This window comes from Streptomyces sp. NBC_01445 (assembly GCF_035918235.1).
GTDB lineage: Bacteria > Actinomycetota > Actinomycetes > Streptomycetales > Streptomycetaceae > Streptomyces.
This window is the reverse complement of sequence record NZ_CP109485.1, coordinates 10,039,628-10,059,403: the sequence shown is the minus strand read 5'-3', so window position 1 is coordinate 10,059,403 and position 19,776 is coordinate 10,039,628. Positions and strand designations below refer to the sequence as shown.

The window sequence follows — 19,776 nt, the reverse complement described above, 5'->3', positions numbered from 1 at the left end:
GTTCGACACACACCTCCTCGGATGGCATCTTCCGCTTCACCGGCCTGGTGGTAGAGCACTGGGACGTCTCTCAGGACGAGGTGGCCGCCGCGGCAGGCAACCCCGTGTTCAACCCGCAGGCCAGCTTGGCCGACCAGTAGACCCGACCCATCGAAGCGGTCTGGGCCGCCCACGGCCGCCACCCGATGCCCGATGCAATCCGGGCGACCTGATACTCGGTAACCGCGGCGACAGCTAGGGGCGGAGCTCCTGCCCGCTGTGACCACCGCCGCCCGCTATCAGCCCGCCGGTGAAGGCACGGCTGTCGGCGGCGACTGGTACGACGTCATCCCGCTGTCGGCCGAGCAGGTCGCTCTGGTGACCGGGGACGTGATGGGAAACGGTCTGTCAGCGGCCGTCACGATGGGTCGGCTGCGCACAGCGGGCCGTACGCTCCTCGATCTCGAGCAGCCCTTGGATGAGCTCTTCTTCCACCTAAACGAAATCGTCAGCGGGCTGGGGGACGGCTTCCACGCCACCTGCCTCTGCATCGTCTACGACCCGGTGAGCCGCATGCGCCAGGCCAATACTGCCGGCCAGCTTCCGCCCGTCATACTCCCGCCCGGCGGAATCAGCTACGTGCTCGGCCTTCCCGTCAACTCCCACTTGGCGCCGCCACTCCCCCTTCGATACAGCCGAGTTCAGCCTGCCGCACGGCACCGTCCTCGCCCTCTGTACCGACGGCCCCGTGGCATCTGGATGCTGGACATCGGTGAAGGAACAAGCTCGCCGAGCACGGGGACGTATGGGAGGACGAAGCAACCCGAACCGAGTCTGCGAGTGGATCGCCGATGTTCGGGGAGCAATTCCCACCTGGCCGATGAAGGGCCGTCGCCCCAACCTGCCATGCAGACAGGGAGGGCAGCACCTGGCACTCCCATACTTCCTATGCGGATCGAGTCTGCTCGCTGATCCACGACGCGGCGGAGCGTGTCCATGTCGATGCCTCTCCCGCCCCGTGAGCAAGGCCCAGGCTGTGGGGGCCGTGAGGGAAGACGTGCACCGTGTGGGGCACATCGAAAGCGGCCAAGGCCATCGCGAGACGATAGGTGTGCTCAGGCGGAACATAAGGATCCTCCGCCGTGTGCCACAGGAAGAACGGCGGAGACGACGGAGTGACCAGCGCATCCAGCGAGGTCGATCGGCGCAGCTCCGGCGATGCGTTCTCGCCCAATAGAATGTCCTGCGCGGGCCGATACGTCTCGGTCTCCATCGACGTGATCGCATACCCGAGGACGGCGAACTGAACCGATGTCCGCTCGTCAGCGTTCGGAGTGAGGGCTGCGAGGCCGCCGAGGTGCCCACCGGCGGAGAAGCCCACGACTCCGATCGTTTCGGCCCCCTTGTCCCGCAGGCGCTGGATCTCGGTACGAAGTGCTGCGAGCGGTGCGGGATGCCGAGTGTTGAGCGGATACCGGAAAACGCTCGCCGACACACCCAGCCCTTCGAGCCAACCAACGATTGGCTCCGCCTCGTGCGCGGCGTGCACCGCGTAGCCGCCTCCGGGCAGCACGATCACATGCACAGACATCTCAGCGTCTTCTTTCGTCGGCGGGGTGCAGTATTCGGATCACGGGCCGAATGACCTTATCCAGACTCGTATGGACCGGTCATCGAAACACGGCCCCACCTCCGCGGCGGTGAGGCTGACGCGCAGGTGCGGCCAGGCTGGGACGGATACACACCCACCATGCCGGATAGGAACGGGGCAAGCCAACAGGCGCTAGGTGTGCACCTGACGGAGGTTCATGACAGTGAGTTCTGATCCTTCCGTCGGAGGCGTTCGTAGAGTGTCTGGCCAGTGAGGGCGCTGTGGGGCGATGGTTGACGTCTACCTGCAGCTGGTGGCCGGGGCGCTGCTTCTCGTACCGCTTCCAGCGGGTGGAGCGGCGCTTGTAGCGCTGGGAGGCCGGCAGCCGGTTGAGGCCCACCTTCCGCAGGATGCGCCAGACACCGGACGCACTGACCTTGACGTCGTGATAGCGCTGCAGGTACATCGCGATCTTGGCCGGATCGAAGTGGTACTGCTGCCGCAGCCAGAGGTTCTTCTCCACGATGTCTGCCTGGGTGGCATGCGGCGTTTGGTGCGGCGCGCTGGAGCGGTCCCTCAATCCCTCGGCACCCTCCGCCTCGTAGCGCCGCAGCCAGATGTAGTAGCACTGGCGGCTGATGCCGGAGTAGCGACAGGTGGCGGCAACGCTGCCGCTCACCTTCTCCACATGGCGCAGCGCCGCCAACCGGTGCCTCGCACGCCTCGATAGCTCGGTTCGGTCATCATGCAGATCTCCTCGGCACATGAGACCCAACCGTCAATACCGTCGGTCAGTTTTAGACGCGGCGGCGAGAACAACCCTGTGGCGTGGATGGATCTTGCGGATGCACTCGGTTTGCCCGGCATCCGCGGTTGATCAGGCCCGGGGTCTCCGCATCCTCCGGATTCGGCGGATCCCAACCACAGGAATGCCCACACCCCAGTGGACCGTCGTCCGCGCCCGCAGCCGGGCGACGTCCGTACATCGGGGGTGGCTGTGTCGCGCGAACGCTCCACCGGGGTAGCGCACAGGCGGGATCACGTGCTTGCTGGGAGTGAGCTACGTGCGATGTGGGAGTCCCAGGAGTGGAGAGGTAATGCGGTCTCGGTTCAAGCTGCCCGAACTGGCCACTGCCGTCGTTGTCGTCATCGCCCTCCTGGTCGGTGGCTGTTCCGGCGAGCAGTCGCCGGAGCGGGAACCGGCGCAGGAGCAGCCGGTGGCTGTCCCCTTGCAGTCACCTGCGGTTGCGCAGGGCGCGCCGCTGAAGGAGCCGGCGCAGCTCGTGAGCCGCAACGGGGTCCTGCGGGTGGAACTCGTCGTGGAGAGGCGAAAGGTCGAGGTGGGCGGCCGCAAGCTGTGGGCCCTCACCTACAACGGCAGTTACATGCCTCCCACGCTGCGCATCCGGCCGGGGGACAAGGTGGACCTGTCGATGAAGAACTCGCTGAACGAGTTCACCAATCTGCATGTTCATGGACTTCATGTGTCGCCGAGCGGCAACTCCGACAACATCTTCGTCCATATCGATCCCGGCCAGACGTTTCACTACGCTTACCAGTTTCCGAACACCCTGCGGCCCGGCACCTACTGGTACCACTCACATGCACACTCGATCTCGGCACCGCAGGTCGCCGGGGGCATGTCGGGCGTCCTGATCGTCGACGGGCTGCAGGAGTACCTCCCGGCGAAGCTGCGCCACATCACCGAGCACGTCATCGGGCTCAAGGACTTCCAGGTCCAGGGTGATGCGGTCAGGACCCAGAACCTGCACATCGGCGCGTCCACCAATCGCACCGTCAACGGTCAGCTGAACCCGACCATCCGCATCCGGCCGGGTGAGACCCAGCTGTGGCGGCTGGCCAACATCAGCGCCAACATCTACTACAACATCCACCTGCAGGGTCAGCGGTTCCATGTGATCGCCCACGACGGCACCCCCGTCGACCGGATCTGGACGGCCGACTCGCTCCTGCTCGCGGCAGGCGCGCGCTTCGACGTGCTCGTACAAGGCGGTCCGACCGGCCGTACCCAGCTGCAGACGCTCGCGTACAACACCGGGCCGGCCGGCAACAAGTTCCCACAGGCGACCCTGGCCACCCTGGTCTCCGAAGGACCTTCCGCGCACCCGGCGGCCCTGCCCACCTCAGCCTTCGCGCCGGTCACGGACCTGAGCCACTCGGCGATCGCCGCCCGGCGCACCCTCGCGTTCTCCGAGAACAAGGACGGCAGCAAGTTCTACATCAACGGCAAGCAGTTCGACCCGAACCGGGTGGACGTCCGGTCCAAGCTGAACACGGTCGAGGAGTGGACCGTGCGTAACGACAGCAACGAGGAACACTCGTTCCACGTGCACGTCAACAAATTCCAGTTGATGAGCATCAACGGCCGACCGCACCACGGCCACGGCTTGCAGGACACGGCGAGCGTGCCCGCCAAGGGGAAGCTCGTCCTCCGGACCCAATTCAGGAACTACACCGGCAAGACCGTGCTTCACTGCCACATCCTCAACCATGAGGACGCGGGCATGATGGCGGTGCTGGAGATCGTCAAGTAACGAGCCGATGCGGTGACGGCGCTCGACGCGGCCCAGAGACTACCTCCCGGCAGGCGCAAGGCTTCGGAACGGAGCCGCTGACGGAGTCACAGCCGAGTCGAGGCGAGGGCGAGCGTGCCGTGGAAGAGGCGCGATCGGCGCTGTCTGTGCAGCCTGAGCCGAGGATCGCTGTCCGGGTCGGAGTCCGACCAGTCTCAGCTTTGGGCGGCATGGCAGTGCCCGTGGACGACTTCGGGCGGGCACGGGGCCGCTGTTGCGCCACGGTCGGTACGCCGCTCGATGAGCGCGATGCCCAACGCCGTCAAGATGGCGGCGATGCCGACGCCGACGGGCACTGCCACGGCCAGCCGGCTCCAGTCCACGAATCACCAGATGGGCGCGCCATGGCTGTGCGGCTGTATGACCCACGGTGTTTCCTGGTCAGAACCAGCCGCCGTCGGCCTGGATGGTCCGGCCGGTGATGAACGAGGCGTCGTCTGACCCAGTCCCGCCTCACGCCGCCGTTGCGGCGGGCGTGAGGCGGGGAGACCCGCAGGGTCCCGCTGCCGCAGGTGTTCCAGCCGCCCTCGTAGTCATTCAAGCTGGCGGTGTGGCGGCGATGAGGTCGGCAGGGCCAGAGGGGGCACGTGGCCAGGCGTATCGCTGCGTCCCGCCGAAGGCGGGCGATGAGGGGCGCCTATGCCCTCACCGGAGAACCGGGGTCGGGAGGCGCAGGGATGGTCTTGGCCTCCGGCCTTCCTCGGTGGGTTGCTGTCGGGAATTCGTGGCAGCGCGGAAGCCCGCCGAGCAGTGCGGTTCCCGCGGGAGGATCTTTGCTCTCGCTCGGTGAGTAGTTACGGCATTGCGCAGAATCGAGGAACGCGAGCGGGTTGGGAGCCAGGCCGGCGGGACGCCACCGTCCTGCCCGACTCGCCGATGTTCGGCTCACTGCTCGTGAAGGGCGCTGCGTTTCCTTGCCAGGCAAGACTCGGGTGCCAGCGGAAGATGGACAGGGGGAACCGGAAGACCCGGACTCGTGGGTCAGGGAGGATGGCACCGTGACGGTGGTCGACCACAGCCCGTGAAGGGGACGGAAGCGCGGGCGCCGGCTCGGCAGCTGTGATCCCCCGGCTGATGAGCCGCCAGAACGCGAACATATAGCGGCCGATGAAGTCGTCGAGCGGGTCCTCGAGCCGCGCCGGCCCACTCCCCGATCTCGGGCACCTGCCCTGAGCGCCACTGGGCCCGCCCGACCTCGCGACGCCCTCAGCGCGGCCTCTCGCATGCACGCCCCATTGCCGAGGCCCTCGACCAAGCCCTCCGCGGCAGGTCGCGTTCCTCGACGGCGGATGTCCGTGACGCAGTCCCGCTACTGCTTCTCCTCCATGCGGATGGCACGCCGTAGCTCGTCGGCCGCTGTGTGGCTCGTGCCCTCGCTCTGCTCCAGCATGGCCGCCGCGATGGCGTCCAGCTTGCGCTGAACCGCGTGCGCGTCACGCCGTTCGGTGTTCGTCAGCAGAGCGAGCAAAAGTAGGTTGACGACCGCCACGACGTCCCCCGCGAAGATCAGCCAGGGCAACGGCAGGTGCGCAAGGTGTATGGCGACCATGCCGAGGACCAGAAGCACACACAGGACGGAGAACAGCGGCGAGCTGGTGACGTTCGATGCCCGCTCGGAGAAGGCGGCGAACAAGTCGCGCCCGGTGCCGCCCCGCTCGGCAGGATGCTCAGTGGTCATGCCCTCCATGCTCCCTGCCCGGCACCCGCCGGCGCGGGACCCTGGCCGGACGTGCCGACGATGCCCCCACACGCGAGTTGCGCCAAACCTGCATCGACGTGCTGTGCGCCTGCCTTCGCTCGCCCCACGCCGCCGAAGCCGACCGCCAGCGCCGCCTGCATCGCAGTCGACCGCGCGGAGATGTCCACGGCCGGCAGGACCGGGATGACTGTCTGTCTCGGCATCGGCTATGACGGCCGCGCTGACGTCCGCCAGACCGCCGCCCAGGCCATGCGCGCCTGCGACTACGACCCGCGCGCGGAGCGCCTGAGCCAGCGAGGAACAGGGCAAGCAGGAGGCGACGGCAAATGGCCGTTGAACAGTTCGGTACGGGCTGGGCCCGAGGCGTTCGACGGCTCCATACCATAGAAGGAAGACGACGCTGGTCACCCCGAGGGCGAGGAAGATCAGCGCCGAGAACTCGTCGTCCGTCGGGAGCCGCAGGGCGGGCGCCCCGGTCACAGCCTCGGTGACCAAGGCGGCGATGAACAGCAGCGCCGACGCGAGCGCGCTGGCGTAGGTGGTGAGGGTCAGCGATCCCAGTTCCCGAGTAGGTGGGGCGCCGAGCTGGGTGCTCGAGGCGACTCTGGCTCCCTGCGGTTCTCCCTGGAGGCACCGTCGGCCAGCGCAAGACATGACCAAACGAACCCCCGCAGACTCACCTGCACTCCCCCGTCGGTGGAGAGTTGGGCGATGACCGTACCCATGGCCACGCACAGCGCCGCCACCGGCCAAGGTCCGTGACGGGCGGGTGCGGCGTGCGAAAACGGTGGCCGGCTTCCAGTTGCCGATGGCTTCTTCGAGGCCGAGCCCGGGTTCAAGCCGCTGAAGAGCAGGTCGCCCGCGCGCCTAGCGGGATGCCAACAGATCAGCCAGCAGCGGGAGTTGTTCCGGGTCCTCCAGGGCTGAGCCCACGGCGACGACCCTGGCTCCGGCTGCCAGGTAAGCGGCAGCGTTGGACGCGTCGATGCCGCCCGTCGCCACAAACGGCACCTCCGGGAACGGGCCCCTCATGGCCTTGAACCAGCCCTGACCGAGCACGCTCGCCGGGAACGCCTTCAGCCAGGTCAGGCCGAGCGCCCGCGCCGCCTGGACGTCGGTGGCGGTGGCGACGCCGGGCAGATGCGGCAGGCTCGCGTCGATGCTGGCCTGCGCCACCTCGGCAGCGAGCCCGGGGGCCACCGTGAACGCGGCACCCGCCGACACCGCCCACTCGAGGCGCTCGGTCGTGGTGACCGTGCCCGCACCGACCGCCTTGCCGCGCTCGCGGCCCGCAGCCACCACGGCGGCGAGCACCCGCGCGGCCTCCTCGGTCTGCACCGGTACCTCGACGCACTCGATGCCCAAGTCCCATGCTCGTACGGCGAGTTCCACGGACTTGTCCGCCGGCATTCCGCGCAGGATCGCCATCACGGGCGACTTGGCGAACAACTCGTCGAACGTAGGCGTCTCGGCGTCTACGGGGGTCAGGGGCGCCATCCCAGCTCCTTGGAGATCGTCTCGGCGGTGGTCATCAGGTCAGGCAATACGTCGGCCTCAAGGGCAGCCAGGTCGGCCTTCGCCTTCAGAGCGGTGACGGACACGGCGGCGACCACGTCGCCGCCGCTGTCGCGCACGGGGACGGCGAGGCAGTTCACGTAGTCCTCGTACTCACCGTCGTCGACGGCCCAGCCGCGCGCCTGGGTCTCGTCGAGGGCCGCGCGGTAGGCGGCTGCGTCGGTGATCGTCGTGCCGGTGTGCGGCGCGAAGTCGCAGCCGGCGAGGAGCGCGTCGGCCCGATCGCGGGGTACGTGGGCGAGGATCGCCTTGGCGACGCCCGCGGTGTGCAGCGTGACGGGCCGGCCGATCTGCGAGTACAGCCGCACTCCGTCCACCGGGTCGACCTTGTCGACGTACACGATCTGTTCGCCCTCCAGCGCTGCGAGGTGCACGGTGTGTCCGCTGCGCTCACCAAGCCCGCGCAGGTGCTCGCTTGCGACGTCCTTCAAGCCGAACTGTTCCCGGGCGAGTTGGGCAAGCCCGGCGAGCCGGTGGCCGACCGCGTACCGCCCGTCGGGCAGGCGGCGGGCGAGTCCACCCTCGGCCAGCGACTCCAGCAGGCGCAGCGCGGTCGACCGGTGCACGCCCAGGTGCTCGCCGACCTCGGTCTGCGTGCGCGGCCTGCGGGCGATGCACTCCAGGATATCGATGGCCCGCCGTACGGTCTGTGACACGACCTCAGCTCCTGTCGTTTGGCGAGATGGGGACGTAGTCCTCGATGCTGCGCAGCGTGCGCCCGGCCAGACGGTGACCGAGGGCGAGGCGCTCGCGCGGCGCCGCACCGTCGAGCAGCCCGCTCAGGTATCCGGCGGCGAAGGCGTCACCCGCGCCGACGGCCTCCACCACGTCCACGGCGGGCGCGGCCACGAACTCCTGTGTCCCGTCGGTGAATTCAGTGGCTCCCACGGCGCCGTCCTTGACGACGAGCGTGCCACGCGGCGCGATGTGGTCACGGATGTCCTGTGCGGTGGCGGTGCCCCACAGGGTCTCGCCCTCGTCGCGCCCGACGAGCACGATGTCGGCGCGGCGTGCCAGGGCGAGCAGCGCCTCGGCCGCCTCGCCGCGCGAACTCCACAGCGCGGGACGGTGGTTGATGTCGAACGAGACCAGGGTTTTTGTGCCGGCCGCCCGCTCCAGAAGCGTGGTCACGAGCACCGCGCACGTGTCGGAGAGGGCGGGTGTGATCCCGGTCAGGTGCAGCAGCCGTACGCCGGTCAGGTCGATGCCGTCCGCGTCGGCCGCGCTCATCCGGGAGGCCGCCGAGCCGGCCCGGTAGTAGTGCACGCGCGTGCCGTCAGGCCTCGGGTCCTTGAAGTAGATGCCGGTCGGGGCCGAGGTGTCGCGCCGTACGCCGGTGACGTCCACGCCGCGTGACGCGACCGCCGCGACGATCCGCCGCCCGAACGGGTCGTCGCCGACCCGGCTCACCCAGGCGGCGCCGTGGCCGAGGTCGGCGAGGTACTGGGCGACGGTCGACTCGGCGCCCGCGACGGCGAGCCGCAGCTCCTCGCTGTGCTCGAGGCCTGCGCCGTCGGCGGGCGTGACCTGCGCCATCGTCTCGCCGAGGCAGACAGCCGTAGCGGCCGTGGTGGTCATCGCGCCGTCCCTCCATTGGCATGGGTGACATGCCATTGACATCCCGCAGTGGTCATGAAGAACATTAGCAGCCCCCGTGCAACAGGCGTGCATATGTTGCAACACGAGGTGTGAGCCGCACAGAATCCCCCCACCAGCGTGAAGCGAAAGGGAGTGAGATGAGCACGCCGCCGAGCGCATCCACACACCAGAACGCCCATCAGAACGCCCATCAGGAGACCGGACCGCAGGCGGCGATGAGCGCCCGCACCCGGCAGCGCCGCACCGCCGCCGCCAGCGTCGTCGGCTCGATCCTCGAGTGGTACGACTTCTTCCTCTTCGGCGCCTCGGCCGCGATCGTCTTCAACAAGGTCTTCTTCCCGAACGTGTCCCCGTTCGCGGCGACGCTCGCCTCCTTCGCGACCTTCGGCCTGGGCTTCGCCGTCCGCCCCATCGGCGGCCTGGTCCTCGCCCACCTCGGCGACCGCTTGGGCCGCCGCCCGGTGCTGATCCTCACCGTGGTTCTGATGGGCGCCGGCACCCTCGCCATCGGCTTCCTCCCCACGTACCACCAGATCGGCATCTGGGCCCCAGTGCTACTCGTGCTCTGCCGGATGATGCAGGGCTTCGGCGTCGGCGCCGAACTCGGCGGCGCGTACGTCATGTCGACGGAGGCGGCGAAGGCCGAGAAGCGCGGCTTCTACGGATCGCTGCCCGGCGCGGGCGAGTTCATCGGCGTCGTCATCGCCTCCGGCGCGGTCGCCGCCGTCTCCACGCTCCCCCAGGACGACTTCCTCGACTGGGGTTGGCGCATCCCGTTCCTGGCGAGCGCCCTGGTCGTGATCATCGCTCTCGTCATCCGCAACGCGGCGCCCGAGACCGAGCAGTTCGAGGCCACTCGCGACAGCGGCAGGCGCGAGAAGCTCCCCGTCCTCGCCGCGATCAAGAGCCGCCCCAAGGCGATCGCACTGCTCATCGGCTCCGGCTGCGCCACCGCCATCGCCTCGTACGCGATCCAGGGCTACCTGCCGAGCTACCTCACCAACCAGCTCGGCCTGTCCTCCGGTACCTCGGTCCTCGGCATCACCATCGCCTCGGCGATCTCCATCCTCACCATCCCGCTGGCGGGCGCCCTGTCCGACCGGGTCGGCCGCAAGCCGGTGATGATCGGCGGCGCGGTGGCGATCACGCTTTTCGCGTATCCGTTCTTCTGGTTGGTGGACACCCGCGAGCCGTGGCTGATCTACCTGGCCATCACCGTCGCTTTCGCCCTGATACTCAACTCCGTCTTCGCGGTCACCGGCACGCTCTACGCCGAGTCGCTGCCGACCGAGGTCCGCTTCAGCGGATTCTTGCGAGGAACCCCGGGCGTTCACGACTCCGTTGGGAAATCCATAAATCGGCTCTCGGGGGCGGGTCATGCCGCGAGGGTGAGGCGTGCGAGGTGGGAGACGCGGGTGGTGCCGAGTGGGGTGCCCCGCAGCCAGGCGTCGATTCGGGTGAGGTTGAGGGCGGTGGCGGAGAGGACGTTGGCGAGGTGGGTCTTGTGCTGGCCTCGGTAGGGAGTGCGGCGCAGATGGGTGCGGCGGACGGCCTGGGAGATGGTGCCCTCCACCCCGGCTCGCACGTCGTAGCGGGCCTTCCACTCGTCGGTCTGCTGCTCGGCACGTCGTTCTTCGAGGATCTGTTGCTGCTCTCGGGGCAGCAGGGTCAGGCTGCGGCCCCATTTGCCGTTGGCTGCTTTGGTGCAGCGCGCTCTCAGCGGGCATGGATCGCAGTCGGCGAGTGCGAAGTGCACCCGGACGAGCACGGTCCCACTGGCCTTGCGCTGTTGGGACCAGCTGACACTGGACGCGCCCTGAGGGCAGATAACCTTCCTGGCGTTCCAGTTGGTGGTGAAGGCGGCCTGAGTCAGGTCCGGTGCCTGCGCGTCCCGTCCGTTGTGGTGGGTATCAGCGCCGACGGGACCGACCAGGTCGATGCCATGGTCTTCGTGGGCGGCCAGGATGTGGGCGGCGGTGACGTAACCGGCGTCCACCACATGCTCACGCGGCCTCAACCCCCGTTCATCCAGATGCTGGTGGATGGTTGCGGTGACCTCGGTGTCGTTGACGGTGGCGTTGGTGGTCTCCACATTCGTGATCAGGTGGGGTGCGTCCGGCTCGCAGGTCTCGCTCAGGTGGACTTTGAATCCGCACCAGCCCGTCCCGCGTTTGATGCCGTAGTGGGCGTCGGTGTCATAGGGCGAGGACAGCCGGTCTCTGGCCGGCGGGAGGTCCTTGCCCTCCCGCCAGCGCACCCCCTGCCCGTCCCGGTGATACTGCTCTGCCCAGGCCCGGCGCAGGATCCGCACTGCGGGCACCTCGCGCAGCCAGGCCACAGCGGCCGGCCCATCAATGGCGTCAAGCAGAGCGAACCCGTCCCGGCCGACCTGCTCGGCCCATTCCCGACGGACGTTCTCCCCTTTCGGGAAGCGGTAGTTGTCGACCTTGGCCCCGTAGCGCTCCACCCACCCGGGGCTGATCAATCCGCTCAGCCAGTCCGGAGCGGCCGCGGCCAGCGCCTCCAGCGCCGCCCGCAGCGTCTCACCGACGAACTCCATCCGGTTCAGCGTGCGCACCGCGGCCAGCACGTGCGTCGAGTCGGTGCGCTGCCGGCCGCCCGCCCGCAGCAGCCCGGCGTCCGAGAGCCGCGCCAGCACCACCTCCAAGACCCGCTCTTCCAGCCCGTGCGTGATCAGACGGGAGCGGAAATCCCCCAGGACGGTGAAGTCGAAGCCGGGATCATCCAGCTCCAGCCCCAACAGGAACTTCCAGTCCATGCGCGCTCGCACCTGGTCAGCGGCCTGCCGGTCGGAGAGTCCTTCGGCATATTGCAGCACCGACACCAGCGCCAGAGCCCCTGGCGAGATCGCGGGCCGGCCTCGATCAGCAAAGGCCCCGGCGAAATCCTCGTCCGTGAACACCGGACCGAGCACTTCCCTGATCCGGATGGCCAAAGTCCCCTTGGGGAACGAGGCCCGCACCACCCGAGCCGTCAGCTCAGGCACTCCGTCATCCGACCGCGACTCCAACGACATCCCGCTCTCCCCATCCCGCCAACGACCATAGCCATCAGCAAGACGAACGACACAGCACTGCCCGAATCACGACTTTCCCAACGGAGTCGTTCATGCCCGGGAGGAATCGCATCCACGGGGTGCGACGCGGAGCGTCGCCGCGATGTGCCGCAGGCCATGACGGCCGCGCAGCGGCCGGGAGGCATTCCGGCGGAGCCGGGCTACGGCGGTGTGCGCCGGGAGGGCCGGGGCCGGTATCGCTCGTTCGGGTGAGGTGGGGCGAACGTGTGGTGGGTCTTCGTTCAGGTGTATAGGTTCGGTGATCGTGAAGCTGGTGGTGCGGGTGAGGCTGCTGCCGACGCCCGTACAGGCGGCGGCACTTGAGGCGACCCTGCACGCCTGCAATCAAGCGGCGACCTGGGCGGCCGGGGTTGCTTTCGAGGAAAACGCGCGACGTCCGCTGGAGTTGCGCAAGCACACCTATGCCGAGATCCGGGAGAGGTGGGGGCTTGGCGCGCAGGCCGCCCAGCACGCGATCAAGAAGACCTGCGATGCCTACACCACCCTGAAGGCGAACCTCCGGGCGGGACGTTACGGGCGGCCCGGGACCAAGCGGCACACTCGCGCCTCGGGCAAGCCGGTGGTCTTCCGGCCCCAGGCGGCGCAGCCGTACGACGACCGGATGCTGTCCTGGCAGCACCAGGCACGCACCGTGTCGATCTGGTCCATGGCAGGCCGGCTGAAGGGCGTGGCGTTCACTGGGCAGGCCGGGCAGCTGGAGGTCCTGGCTGCGCACCGCCAGGGTGAGTCCGACCTGGTGTGTCAGGGCGGGAAGTGGTTCCTGATCGCGACCTGCGAGATTGCTGAAGCTGCCCCGAACGCCCACCCGGTCGGGTTCCTCGGGGTGGACCTGGGGATCGTGAACATCGCGGTCACCTCCGACGGGGGACGACATTGCGGTCGCCGTGTCAATCGCAAGCGGGAGCAGGATCGCAAGCTGCGTTCCAAGCTGCAGAAGAAGCACACCAAGTCCGCCAAGCGGCGGGCAAAGAAGCATGCGGGCAGGGAAGCCCGGCGGAACAAGGACATCAACCACAAGATTTCGAAGCGGATCGTGGCGGAGGCTGAACGCACCGGTCGCGGGATCGCCCTGGAAGACCTGAAGGGCATTCGCGAGCGGGCACGGCTGAGAAAGCCCCAACGCACCACGCTCCACTCCTGGCCCTTTGCCCAGCTCGGCTCGTTCATCGCCTACAAGGCGAAGCGGGCCGGGGTGCCGGTCGTCTACGTCGACCCGGCCTACACCAGCCAGGAATGCTCGAAGTGTCATCACACCGCACGTGGAAACCGGCCTGCCCAGGCTGTTTTCTCGTGCCGGGTCTGCGGCTTCGTTGAGCACGCGGACCACAACGCGTCCCACAACATCCGCCAACGCGGGTGGATGGGGTGGGTCTGCGGGGCTCAGTCAACGGCCCCCGAACTCACCCTCATCGCGTGAGAACTGGACGCAGCCGAACCCATCACAGCCAGTGATGACTCGAGCAGCAAGCCCGGTCGTTTCACGACCGGGCAGTTGACCGGTCTTGTCTTCGTCCGCGAGATCAACGGGGTCATCTTCGCGGGGACTTCGCCGTTCGTGGCGACGCTGCTGGTCGACGCGGGCGGCGACCGCCCCTGGTACCTGGCCGGTTACATGGCCGCGGCCGGACTCGCCAGCGCCTTGTGCGTGTGGCGCCTGCCGGAGACCGCGCCGGCCCGCGCCAAGGGCAGAAGCTAACCTGCTGCGCGGCGCCCGTGCCACGAAATCGCGGATACGGCACGCGGGTGTCGAACGCCTCCTGGTAGCAGGCACTGGCTGGGTCATGTCGGAGGTCGAGGGCGCGTACGCCGCTGTCCGGGCGGGTCTGAGAACCTCGATGCAGCGAAGATCGCTTCGATTGTGCTGGCAGCACGGGCGCCGGGGGGCGACAGCTGAGGCGGAGTCCGGTGCGGGCAACGACAAGAAGCGCCCCCGCCTCCGGCGCATAGGCATAGACGGGCCGCGTCGTGTGGGCGGGCTGTTCCTGCGTCGCGGCAATCACGACGATGACCGCGGCGACGGCGTCGAGTGCCGCGATGTAGATTCCGGGCCTGATCACTCTCGCGCCAAGAGGCCCGTACCGCCCCGCGGAAAACCGAGTTGAGGCCGCCGAGCGGGCGGCCCGCCGTCTCAGCCCTGGACGGATGCCGCGCGAGCCTGGCCGCGCACGGCCAGGTCGAGGTCGCGGTCCGCCTTCGCCAGCAGGTCCGCCATGGCCGCACCCGAGCGCGCGGCGTCGCGGTCCCGGATCGCGTCCAGGACCGCGCGGTGGCTGGGCACCGGGTCGTCGGCGCAGCCGTGCTCACCGTGCACGATGCTGTCGCGCGCCCGCAGTGCGGGGGCCATCAGGTCGTGCAGCATGGCCAGCATCTCGTTGCCGGACGCGACGAGGAGTGCGTGATGGAAGTCGGAGTCGGCGGCCACCGCCTCGGCCGCGTCGTTACCGGCCCGGGCCATGCGGTCGAGTGCCGCTTCGAGGTCGCCCAGTTGTTGTTCGGTGCGGCGCTCGGCGGCCCGTCGCACAGCGGCGGGTTCCACGATGGAGCGCATCTCCGCGAGGTCGCGCAGGACCGCGTCCGCCTCGCCGCCCTCGATGCGCCATCGGATCACATCCGCGTCGAGGACGTTCCACTCGGTGCGCGGCCGGACGAAGGTGCCGCGCTTCTGGCGGGAGGCGACCAGGCCCTTGCCCGCGAGGACCTTGAGCGCCTCGCGGATGACGGTGAGGCTGACGCCCATGCTGTCGACCAGGGTGCGCGGATCGAGGGTGGCGCCGACGGCCACCTTGCCCCCGACCACCCGGGAGCCGAGCGATTCGACGACGCCTCCGTGCACTCCGCGCCCGGCGTAGGACACCATGCTCTGCTCCCCTCTGGTGCGACGGGCCGACTGCCGGTCGCACCACCTCCGGCGGCCAATTTAATTCATAATTTTTGGAAGCTCAACCAGGGGGTCCCGCTCAGCCCCACCAGGAGAATTAATTATGAATAATCCTTGACGGGGGCCGGTGCCGAGTGGTGCAGTCCTGGTCGTAGCCCTTCCGTGCCCGTCCGTACGCCCCGAGGAACGACCCTTGTCCCACACCCCGCTTCCGCTGTCCGGCACCCAGCTCCCGCTCACTGCCGGGCCGTACACCGCGACCGTCGCGGGCGTCGGCGCGACACTGCGCGAACTGGCCTATGACGGACGGCCGTTGATCCTCGGTTTCGACGCCGACGAACCGGCGCCCGCCGCCCACGGACAGCTCCTCGCGCCCTGGCCCAACCGACTGGCACAGGGGCGCTACGCATTCGACGGCGCCGAGCACCAACTTGCCCTGGACGAACGGGAGCCCCCTTCCGCGCTGCACGGCCTCGTCGCGTGGCAGACCTGGACTCCGCAGCCGCACGACGACGCCCACGGGGTCCGTCTCGCCCTCGACCTGGCAGCCCGGCCCGGCTATCCCTTCGCACTGCGGCTGTTCGCCGAGTACCGCCTGGACGCGGGCAGCGGGCTCACCGCCCGCGTCACCGTGGTCAACCGGTCGTCGCGGCCCGCCCCCTTCGGTCTCGGCGCCCACCCGTACCTGACCTTCGGTGGCTCCATCGACCGGTGCTCCGTGCAGCTGGCCGCCGATCACTGTCTGCACCCCGATGCCCGCATGCTGCCCGACGGGAATCCGCGCCCGGTCGAAGGAACCCCTCACGATCTGCGCAGCCCAAGGCAGTTGACCGGCACGGTGCTCAATCACGCCTACACCGGGCTGCACCGCGACAGCGACGGCCTGGCGTGGGCTCGCCTCCGCGCCCCCGAAGGCGACGCCGTCGACCTCTGGGCCGACGCGTCCTTCGGCTGGCTCCAGCTCTACACCGCCGACCACGTCGGGCGGACCGGTCTCGCCGTGGAACCGATGACCTGCCCGCCCGACGCGTTCAACAGCGGCCATGACGTGATCGTCCTGGCCCCCGGCGAACAGTGGTCCGCCGCCTGGGGCATCCGCGTGCCCTGACCACCCCCACCACACGTCCCGGCCCGCCCTGCGAAGCGGGCCACCCATCCGGAAAGTCCTCTCCGGGAAGAACCATCCGGGAAAGAACATGGCGCACCTTCGAACACTTCCCCCCGCCTCCGCCACCGGACGCCCGCCCCACCTCGCCCACGTCGTCTTCGTCGCCGCCGCGGCCGCGATGGGCGGCTTCCTCTTCGGCTACGACAGTTCGGTGATCAACGGCGCCGTCGAGGCCGTCCGCGACCGCTACGACGTCGGGCCCGCGGCGCTCGCCCAGGTCATCGCCATCGCCCTGATCGGCTCGGCCGCCGGGGCGACGGTGGCCGGGCGCCTCGCCGACCGCATCGGGCGCATCCGCTGCATGCGCATCGCGGCTGCGTTGTTCACCGTCAGCTCCATCGGCTCCGCCGTGCCGTTCGGCCTGTGGGACCTGTCGTTGTGGCGGGTGATCGGCGGCTTCGGCATCGGCATGGCCTCCGTGATCGGCCCCGCCTACATAGCGGAGGTCGCCCCGCCCGCGTACCGGGGACGCCTCGCCGCGTTCCAGCAGGCGGCCATCGTCTTGGGCATCGCCGTGTCCCAGCTCGTCAACTGGCTGATCCTCACGCTCGCCGACGACGACCAGCGTGGCCGCCTGGCCGGCCTTGAAGCCTGGCAGTGGATGCTCGGTGTGATGGTGGTGCCCGCGCTCGTCTACGGGATCCTCTCCTTCACCATTCCCGAGTCTCCCCGGCACCTGATCGCCCGCGGCGCCATGGACGAGGCGCGCCGGGTGCTCGCCCGGCTGGAGGGCGAGGGACCCGCGCTCGACGTACGTATCACCGAGATCCGTGAGCACATGAGCCGCGACCGCCGCTCGACCTTCCGCGACCTGCGCGGCAAGGCGGCGGGGCTGCGCGGCATCGTCTGGGTCGGCATCGGCTTGGCGCTGTTCCAGCAACTCGTCGGCATCAACGTGGCGTTCTACTACTCGGCGACGCTGTGGCAGTCGGTGGGCATCGACCCGAACAGCTCGTTCCTGTACTCGTTCACGACGTCGCTCATCAACATCGTCGGCACGGTCGTCGCGATGCTGCTGGTGGACCGGGTGGGACGCAAGCCGCTGATCCTGGCGGGCTCGGCCGGGATGACGCTCGCGCTCGGTTGTGAGGCGTGGGCGTTCTCCGCGGACCTCGTCGAGGGCCGGCTCCCCCACACCCAAGGGCTCGTGGCGCTGGTCGCGGCTCACGTCTTCGTGCTGTGCTTCGCCTCGTCGTGGGGTGTCGTGCTGTGGGTCATGCTCGGCGAGATGTTCCCGGCCTCGATCCGCGCCGCCGCGCTCGGTGTGTCCTCGTCCGTCGTATGGGTGGCCAACTGGGTGATCACCGCGTCGTTCCCGAGCCTGTCCGACTGGAGTCTGGGCGGGACGTATCTGATCTACGCAGCCTTCGCGCTGTTCTCCCTGCCCTTCGCCGCGAAGTGCGTGCGCGAGACCCGGGGCAGGACTCTCGAGGAGATGGGATGACCGGCATGCAACGCTTCACCGATCAGGTCGCCGTGGTGACCGGGGCCGCCGTCGGCATCGGCGCGGCCACGGCGGCCCGGCTCGCCGCCGAGGGCGCGGCCGTCGTACTCAGCGACATCGACGCCGAGCGCGGCGAACGGACCGCCACCGAGCTGCGTGAACAGGGCGCCCGCGCCTCGTTCGTACGGGCCGATGTGGCCGACGCGGCGGACTGGGAGCGCGTGCTGGACGCGGCTCACGCCTACGGCCCGGTGCGGGTCCTCGTCTCCAACGCGTACACCGTGGAGCTGGCCCCGGCCGGCGAGATGACTCAGGCCTCCTGGGAGCGGCAGGTCGCCGTCAACCTCACCGGTGGGTTCCTCGGCTTCAAGGCTGTACAGCCCGACATGTCGGAGCATGGCGGCTCAGTCGTCTACACCTCGTCCGTGCACGCGCACATGGGGCTCCCGGGCCGGCCGGCGTACGCCGCGACCAAGGGCGCCGTGCTCTCGCTGTGCAGTCAACTGGCCGTGGAGTACGGCCCGTCGATCCGCGTGAACGCCGTACTGCCCGGACCGATCCTGACCGGCGCCTGGGACGGCATCGATGAGGAGAGCCGGGCGCGCAGCGTCGCCGAGACGGCGGCCCGGCGCTTCGGCACGCCGGAAGACGTCGCGGCGGCCATCGCCTTCCTCGCCTCCGCCGAGGCCGGCTTCGTGACCGGCACCAGCCTGCTCGTCGACGGCGGCTGGAGCGTCGTCAAGGCCTCCTCCTGACGACCTCACGGACTCCCGCCCCTCCGATCTCAACCCGACGACGAAAGGTGCACACACCCTTTGAAACCTCCCCCAGCTAAGGGGGATTCCTAGCTCACGTCGCCTGATCCCCGGCGGGGATAGAGGTCTTACACGATCAGCGCTAGCCGGGACAGAGACCAGCCCGGACGAGCATCACACGGGCTGAGTTTTTGTCCCGAGGTCGGGACACTCCGCACGTGGTGCACGTATACGTTCGTTCCCAGAGAGGCAGCGCGTGCTTGGTTCTCGCTCCGCAGTCTGCGCAGTCCATCGTGGTGTGCGCCGGGTGCACCAGGTGTACGGACCGGCCGTGCTTACGGCCCATCTCGACCAGGGCTGTCTTCGTCGCGCCGATCGCCGCGTCAGCGGCCTTGTTGGCCATGGTGGACTTCGCGAGGAACTTCGGCCGGAAGTCCTCCACGGCCAGGGCGTCATGGTCGCGGACGACCTTCTTGGCCCACTTGCGGGCGGTGTCCTGACGCTGCCGGGCCACCTTCTTGTGCAGCTTCGCCGTCTGCCGCTTCGCCTGGCGGTAGCCCTTCGATCCGGCGTGTCCACGCTTCGGCTTACGCCGGGACATCATCCGCTGATAGTGCGCCAAACGCTGGGCGGCGTTCTTCCCGTGCTGCGGGTGGGCAAGGTCGTGGTCGTCGCTGGTGGTGTCGCGGTCTCCTTCACACCCCAGTCGATCCCGATCACCCGGCCGGTTCCCGGCAGCGTCTCGGTCATGCTCGCCACGACGAACGACGCGTACCAAGCTCCGGTGCTGTCGCGGTAGACGCGGACGCTGGAGGGTGGCTTAGGGAGGGCACGCGACCACACGACCGTCACGGCGATGCCGCCTGCCAAGTGCAGGCGGCCGTCCTTGAGCCGAAAACCCCGCTGGGTGTAGTTCAACGACGGGTCGTCCTGGTGCTTCTTCTTGTACTTGGGCATCCCGGCCCGCTGCCGCATCGGCACAGCGGCCTTGATGTCCTTCAGCGCCTTCGCCCGCGACTTCGCGAAATCGCGTATCAACTGCTGCTGAACAACGCTGGAGCCTTCGCGCAGCCAGCCCATACAGGCACGCGCCTGGGTCAGCATCTTGTCCAGCCGGGCCGGACCGCACTTCTCGTTCTCGGCGTGCGCCCTCTTCGAGCGAGCGCAGCACTCATTCCACACCCACCGGCACCGCGCCCATTCCGCTTCGAGGGCGCCCGTCGCGGTGGACGACACACGAAGGCGGAAGGTGTATCGGGCATGCCCCACACCTGCCGTCTCCTGCGCCGCGGTCGTCATGAACAGCAACCTATCCGGGAGGACTGACAATTGAGAGCTCAGATCCAATATGGGCTGCCACACCACCACGGCGGGTGCACGCCGATCCGCCCTGCCGA

General features: G+C 68.8%; 16 protein-coding genes and 2 pseudogenes. 8 read left to right on the top strand and 10 right to left on the bottom strand.

What is annotated here, in order from left to right; translation table 11 throughout:
• The first annotated feature begins 372 nt into the window (after positions 1-372).
• Positions 373-951, top strand: coding sequence for a SpoIIE family protein phosphatase (locus tag OG574_RS46055; protein ID WP_442816955.1), 579 nt, complete (start codon positions 373-375; stop codon positions 949-951).
• Here OG574_RS46055 and OG574_RS46050 read toward each other — a convergent pair.
• Both OG574_RS46050 and OG574_RS46045 read right to left on the bottom strand, forming a co-directional pair.
• Positions 926-1,570, bottom strand: coding sequence for an alpha/beta hydrolase (locus tag OG574_RS46050; protein ID WP_326778149.1), 645 nt, complete (start codon positions 1,568-1,570; stop codon positions 926-928). The two genes, OG574_RS46055 and OG574_RS46050, sit on opposite strands and share 26 nt — an antisense overlap.
• A gap of 79 nt (positions 1,571-1,649) precedes the next feature.
• The gene (locus tag OG574_RS46045) at positions 1,650-2,336 is read right to left on the bottom strand and encodes a helix-turn-helix domain-containing protein (RefSeq protein ID WP_326778148.1); all 687 of its coding nucleotides are present in this window, start codon (positions 2,334-2,336) and stop codon (positions 1,650-1,652) included.
• A gap of 331 nt (positions 2,337-2,667) precedes the next feature.
• Here OG574_RS46045 and OG574_RS46040 point away from each other — a divergent pair, with 331 nt between their 5' ends.
• Positions 2,668-4,125, top strand: a complete 1,458-nt coding sequence (locus OG574_RS46040) for a multicopper oxidase family protein (RefSeq protein WP_326778147.1) — start codon at positions 2,668-2,670, stop codon at positions 4,123-4,125.
• 194 nt (positions 4,126-4,319) lie between these two features.
• Here the strand turns inward: OG574_RS46040 and OG574_RS46035 are convergent, their stop codons facing one another.
• The 5 genes from OG574_RS46035 to OG574_RS46015 form a co-directional block, all read right to left on the bottom strand.
• The gene (locus OG574_RS46035; protein WP_326778146.1) at positions 4,320-4,466 is read right to left on the bottom strand and encodes a hypothetical protein; all 147 of its coding nucleotides are present in this window, start codon (positions 4,464-4,466) and stop codon (positions 4,320-4,322) included.
• Positions 4,467-5,473: 1,007 nt separating this feature from the next.
• The gene (locus tag OG574_RS46030) at positions 5,474-5,842 is read right to left on the bottom strand and encodes a hypothetical protein (RefSeq protein WP_326778145.1); all 369 of its coding nucleotides are present in this window, start codon (positions 5,840-5,842) and stop codon (positions 5,474-5,476) included.
• 888 nt (positions 5,843-6,730) lie between these two features.
• A complete protein-coding gene (locus OG574_RS46025) occupies positions 6,731-7,360 on the bottom strand; it encodes a bifunctional 4-hydroxy-2-oxoglutarate aldolase/2-dehydro-3-deoxy-phosphogluconate aldolase (protein ID WP_326778144.1) in 630 nt (209 codons plus the stop codon).
• On the bottom strand, positions 7,348-8,094 hold the full coding sequence (locus tag OG574_RS46020; protein ID WP_326778143.1) for an IclR family transcriptional regulator: 747 nt from the start codon (positions 8,092-8,094) through the stop codon (positions 7,348-7,350). Before OG574_RS46020 ends, OG574_RS46025 begins: the two co-directional genes overlap by 13 nt.
• 4 nt (positions 8,095-8,098) lie before the next feature.
• Complete coding sequence (locus OG574_RS46015; protein ID WP_326778142.1) at positions 8,099-9,016, bottom strand: sugar kinase; 918 nt, start codon at positions 9,014-9,016, stop codon at positions 8,099-8,101.
• A 158-nt stretch (positions 9,017-9,174) separates the two neighbouring features.
• Between OG574_RS46015 and OG574_RS46010 the strand changes: the two are divergent.
• Positions 9,175-10,332: pseudogene (locus tag OG574_RS46010) on the top strand (MFS transporter); the annotation flags it as partial.
• Positions 10,333-10,412: 80 nt separating this feature from the next.
• Here OG574_RS46010 and OG574_RS46005 read toward each other — a convergent pair.
• Positions 10,413-12,074: an IS1182 family transposase gene (locus OG574_RS46005; RefSeq protein WP_326771527.1), complete on the bottom strand. Its 1,662-nt coding sequence runs from the start codon at positions 12,072-12,074 to the stop codon at positions 10,413-10,415.
• A 304-nt stretch (positions 12,075-12,378) separates the two neighbouring features.
• On the opposite strand from OG574_RS46005, the gene OG574_RS46000 reads away from it, so the two are divergent.
• Positions 12,379-13,551 (top strand): RNA-guided endonuclease InsQ/TnpB family protein, encoded by a 1,173-nt coding sequence (locus tag OG574_RS46000; protein WP_326778141.1) that lies wholly within the window; start codon positions 12,379-12,381, stop codon positions 13,549-13,551.
• Positions 13,552-13,626: 75 nt separating this feature from the next.
• Positions 13,627-13,830, top strand: a complete 204-nt coding sequence (locus tag OG574_RS45995; RefSeq protein ID WP_326778140.1) for a hypothetical protein — start codon at positions 13,627-13,629, stop codon at positions 13,828-13,830.
• A 432-nt stretch (positions 13,831-14,262) separates the two neighbouring features.
• Here OG574_RS45995 and OG574_RS45990 read toward each other — a convergent pair whose 3' ends face one another.
• Positions 14,263-14,991 carry a FadR/GntR family transcriptional regulator gene (locus tag OG574_RS45990; protein ID WP_326778139.1) on the bottom strand — a complete coding sequence of 243 codons (729 nt, stop codon included), beginning with the start codon at positions 14,989-14,991 and terminating at the stop codon, positions 14,263-14,265.
• Between the two features lie 214 nt (positions 14,992-15,205).
• Here OG574_RS45990 and OG574_RS45985 point away from each other — a divergent pair, with 214 nt between their 5' ends.
• The 3 genes from OG574_RS45985 to OG574_RS45975 all read left to right on the top strand — a co-directional run bounded on the left by OG574_RS45985 (position 15,206) and on the right by OG574_RS45975 (position 18,379).
• Positions 15,206-16,120: an aldose 1-epimerase family protein gene (locus OG574_RS45985; protein ID WP_326778138.1), complete on the top strand. Its 915-nt coding sequence runs from the start codon at positions 15,206-15,208 to the stop codon at positions 16,118-16,120.
• A gap of 88 nt (positions 16,121-16,208) precedes the next feature.
• Positions 16,209-17,624: a sugar porter family MFS transporter gene (locus OG574_RS45980; protein WP_326778137.1), complete on the top strand. Its 1,416-nt coding sequence runs from the start codon at positions 16,209-16,211 to the stop codon at positions 17,622-17,624.
• A complete protein-coding gene (locus OG574_RS45975) occupies positions 17,621-18,379 on the top strand; it encodes an SDR family NAD(P)-dependent oxidoreductase (RefSeq protein ID WP_326778136.1) in 759 nt (252 codons plus the stop codon). Before OG574_RS45980 ends, OG574_RS45975 begins: the two co-directional genes overlap by 4 nt.
• Before the next feature lie 81 nt (positions 18,380-18,460).
• Here the strand turns inward: OG574_RS45975 and OG574_RS45970 are convergent.
• Positions 18,461-19,678 (bottom strand): annotated as a pseudogene (locus OG574_RS45970) (RNA-guided endonuclease InsQ/TnpB family protein); the annotation flags it as partial.
• Between the last annotated feature and the right edge of the window lie 98 nt (positions 19,679-19,776).

What these genes read in the sequence shown, in the direction of transcription:
- OG574_RS46055 (WP_442816955.1), top strand. Translation starts at nt 373, where the DNA reads ATGGGAAACGGTCTGTCAGCGGCCGTCACGATGGGTCGGCTGCGCACA.
- OG574_RS46050 (WP_326778149.1), bottom strand. Translation starts at nt 1,570, where the DNA reads ATGTCTGTGCATGTGATCGTGCTGCCCGGAGGCGGCTACGCGGTGCAC.
- OG574_RS46045 (WP_326778148.1), bottom strand. Translation starts at nt 2,336, where the DNA reads ATGTGCCGAGGAGATCTGCATGATGACCGAACCGAGCTATCGAGGCGT.
- OG574_RS46040 (WP_326778147.1), top strand. Translation starts at nt 2,668, where the DNA reads ATGCGGTCTCGGTTCAAGCTGCCCGAACTGGCCACTGCCGTCGTTGTC.
- OG574_RS46030 (WP_326778145.1), bottom strand. Translation starts at nt 5,842, where the DNA reads ATGACCACTGAGCATCCTGCCGAGCGGGGCGGCACCGGGCGCGACTTG.
- OG574_RS46025 (WP_326778144.1), bottom strand. Translation starts at nt 7,360, where the DNA reads ATGGCGCCCCTGACCCCCGTAGACGCCGAGACGCCTACGTTCGACGAG.
- OG574_RS46015 (WP_326778142.1), bottom strand. Translation starts at nt 9,016, where the DNA reads ATGACCACCACGGCCGCTACGGCTGTCTGCCTCGGCGAGACGATGGCG.
- OG574_RS46005 (WP_326771527.1), bottom strand. Translation starts at nt 12,074, where the DNA reads ATGTCGTTGGAGTCGCGGTCGGATGACGGAGTGCCTGAGCTGACGGCT.
- OG574_RS45990 (WP_326778139.1), bottom strand. Translation starts at nt 14,991, where the DNA reads ATGGTGTCCTACGCCGGGCGCGGAGTGCACGGAGGCGTCGTCGAATCG.
- OG574_RS45980 (WP_326778137.1), top strand. Translation starts at nt 16,209, where the DNA reads ATGGCGCACCTTCGAACACTTCCCCCCGCCTCCGCCACCGGACGCCCG.
- OG574_RS45975 (WP_326778136.1), top strand. Translation starts at nt 17,621, where the DNA reads ATGACCGGCATGCAACGCTTCACCGATCAGGTCGCCGTGGTGACCGGG.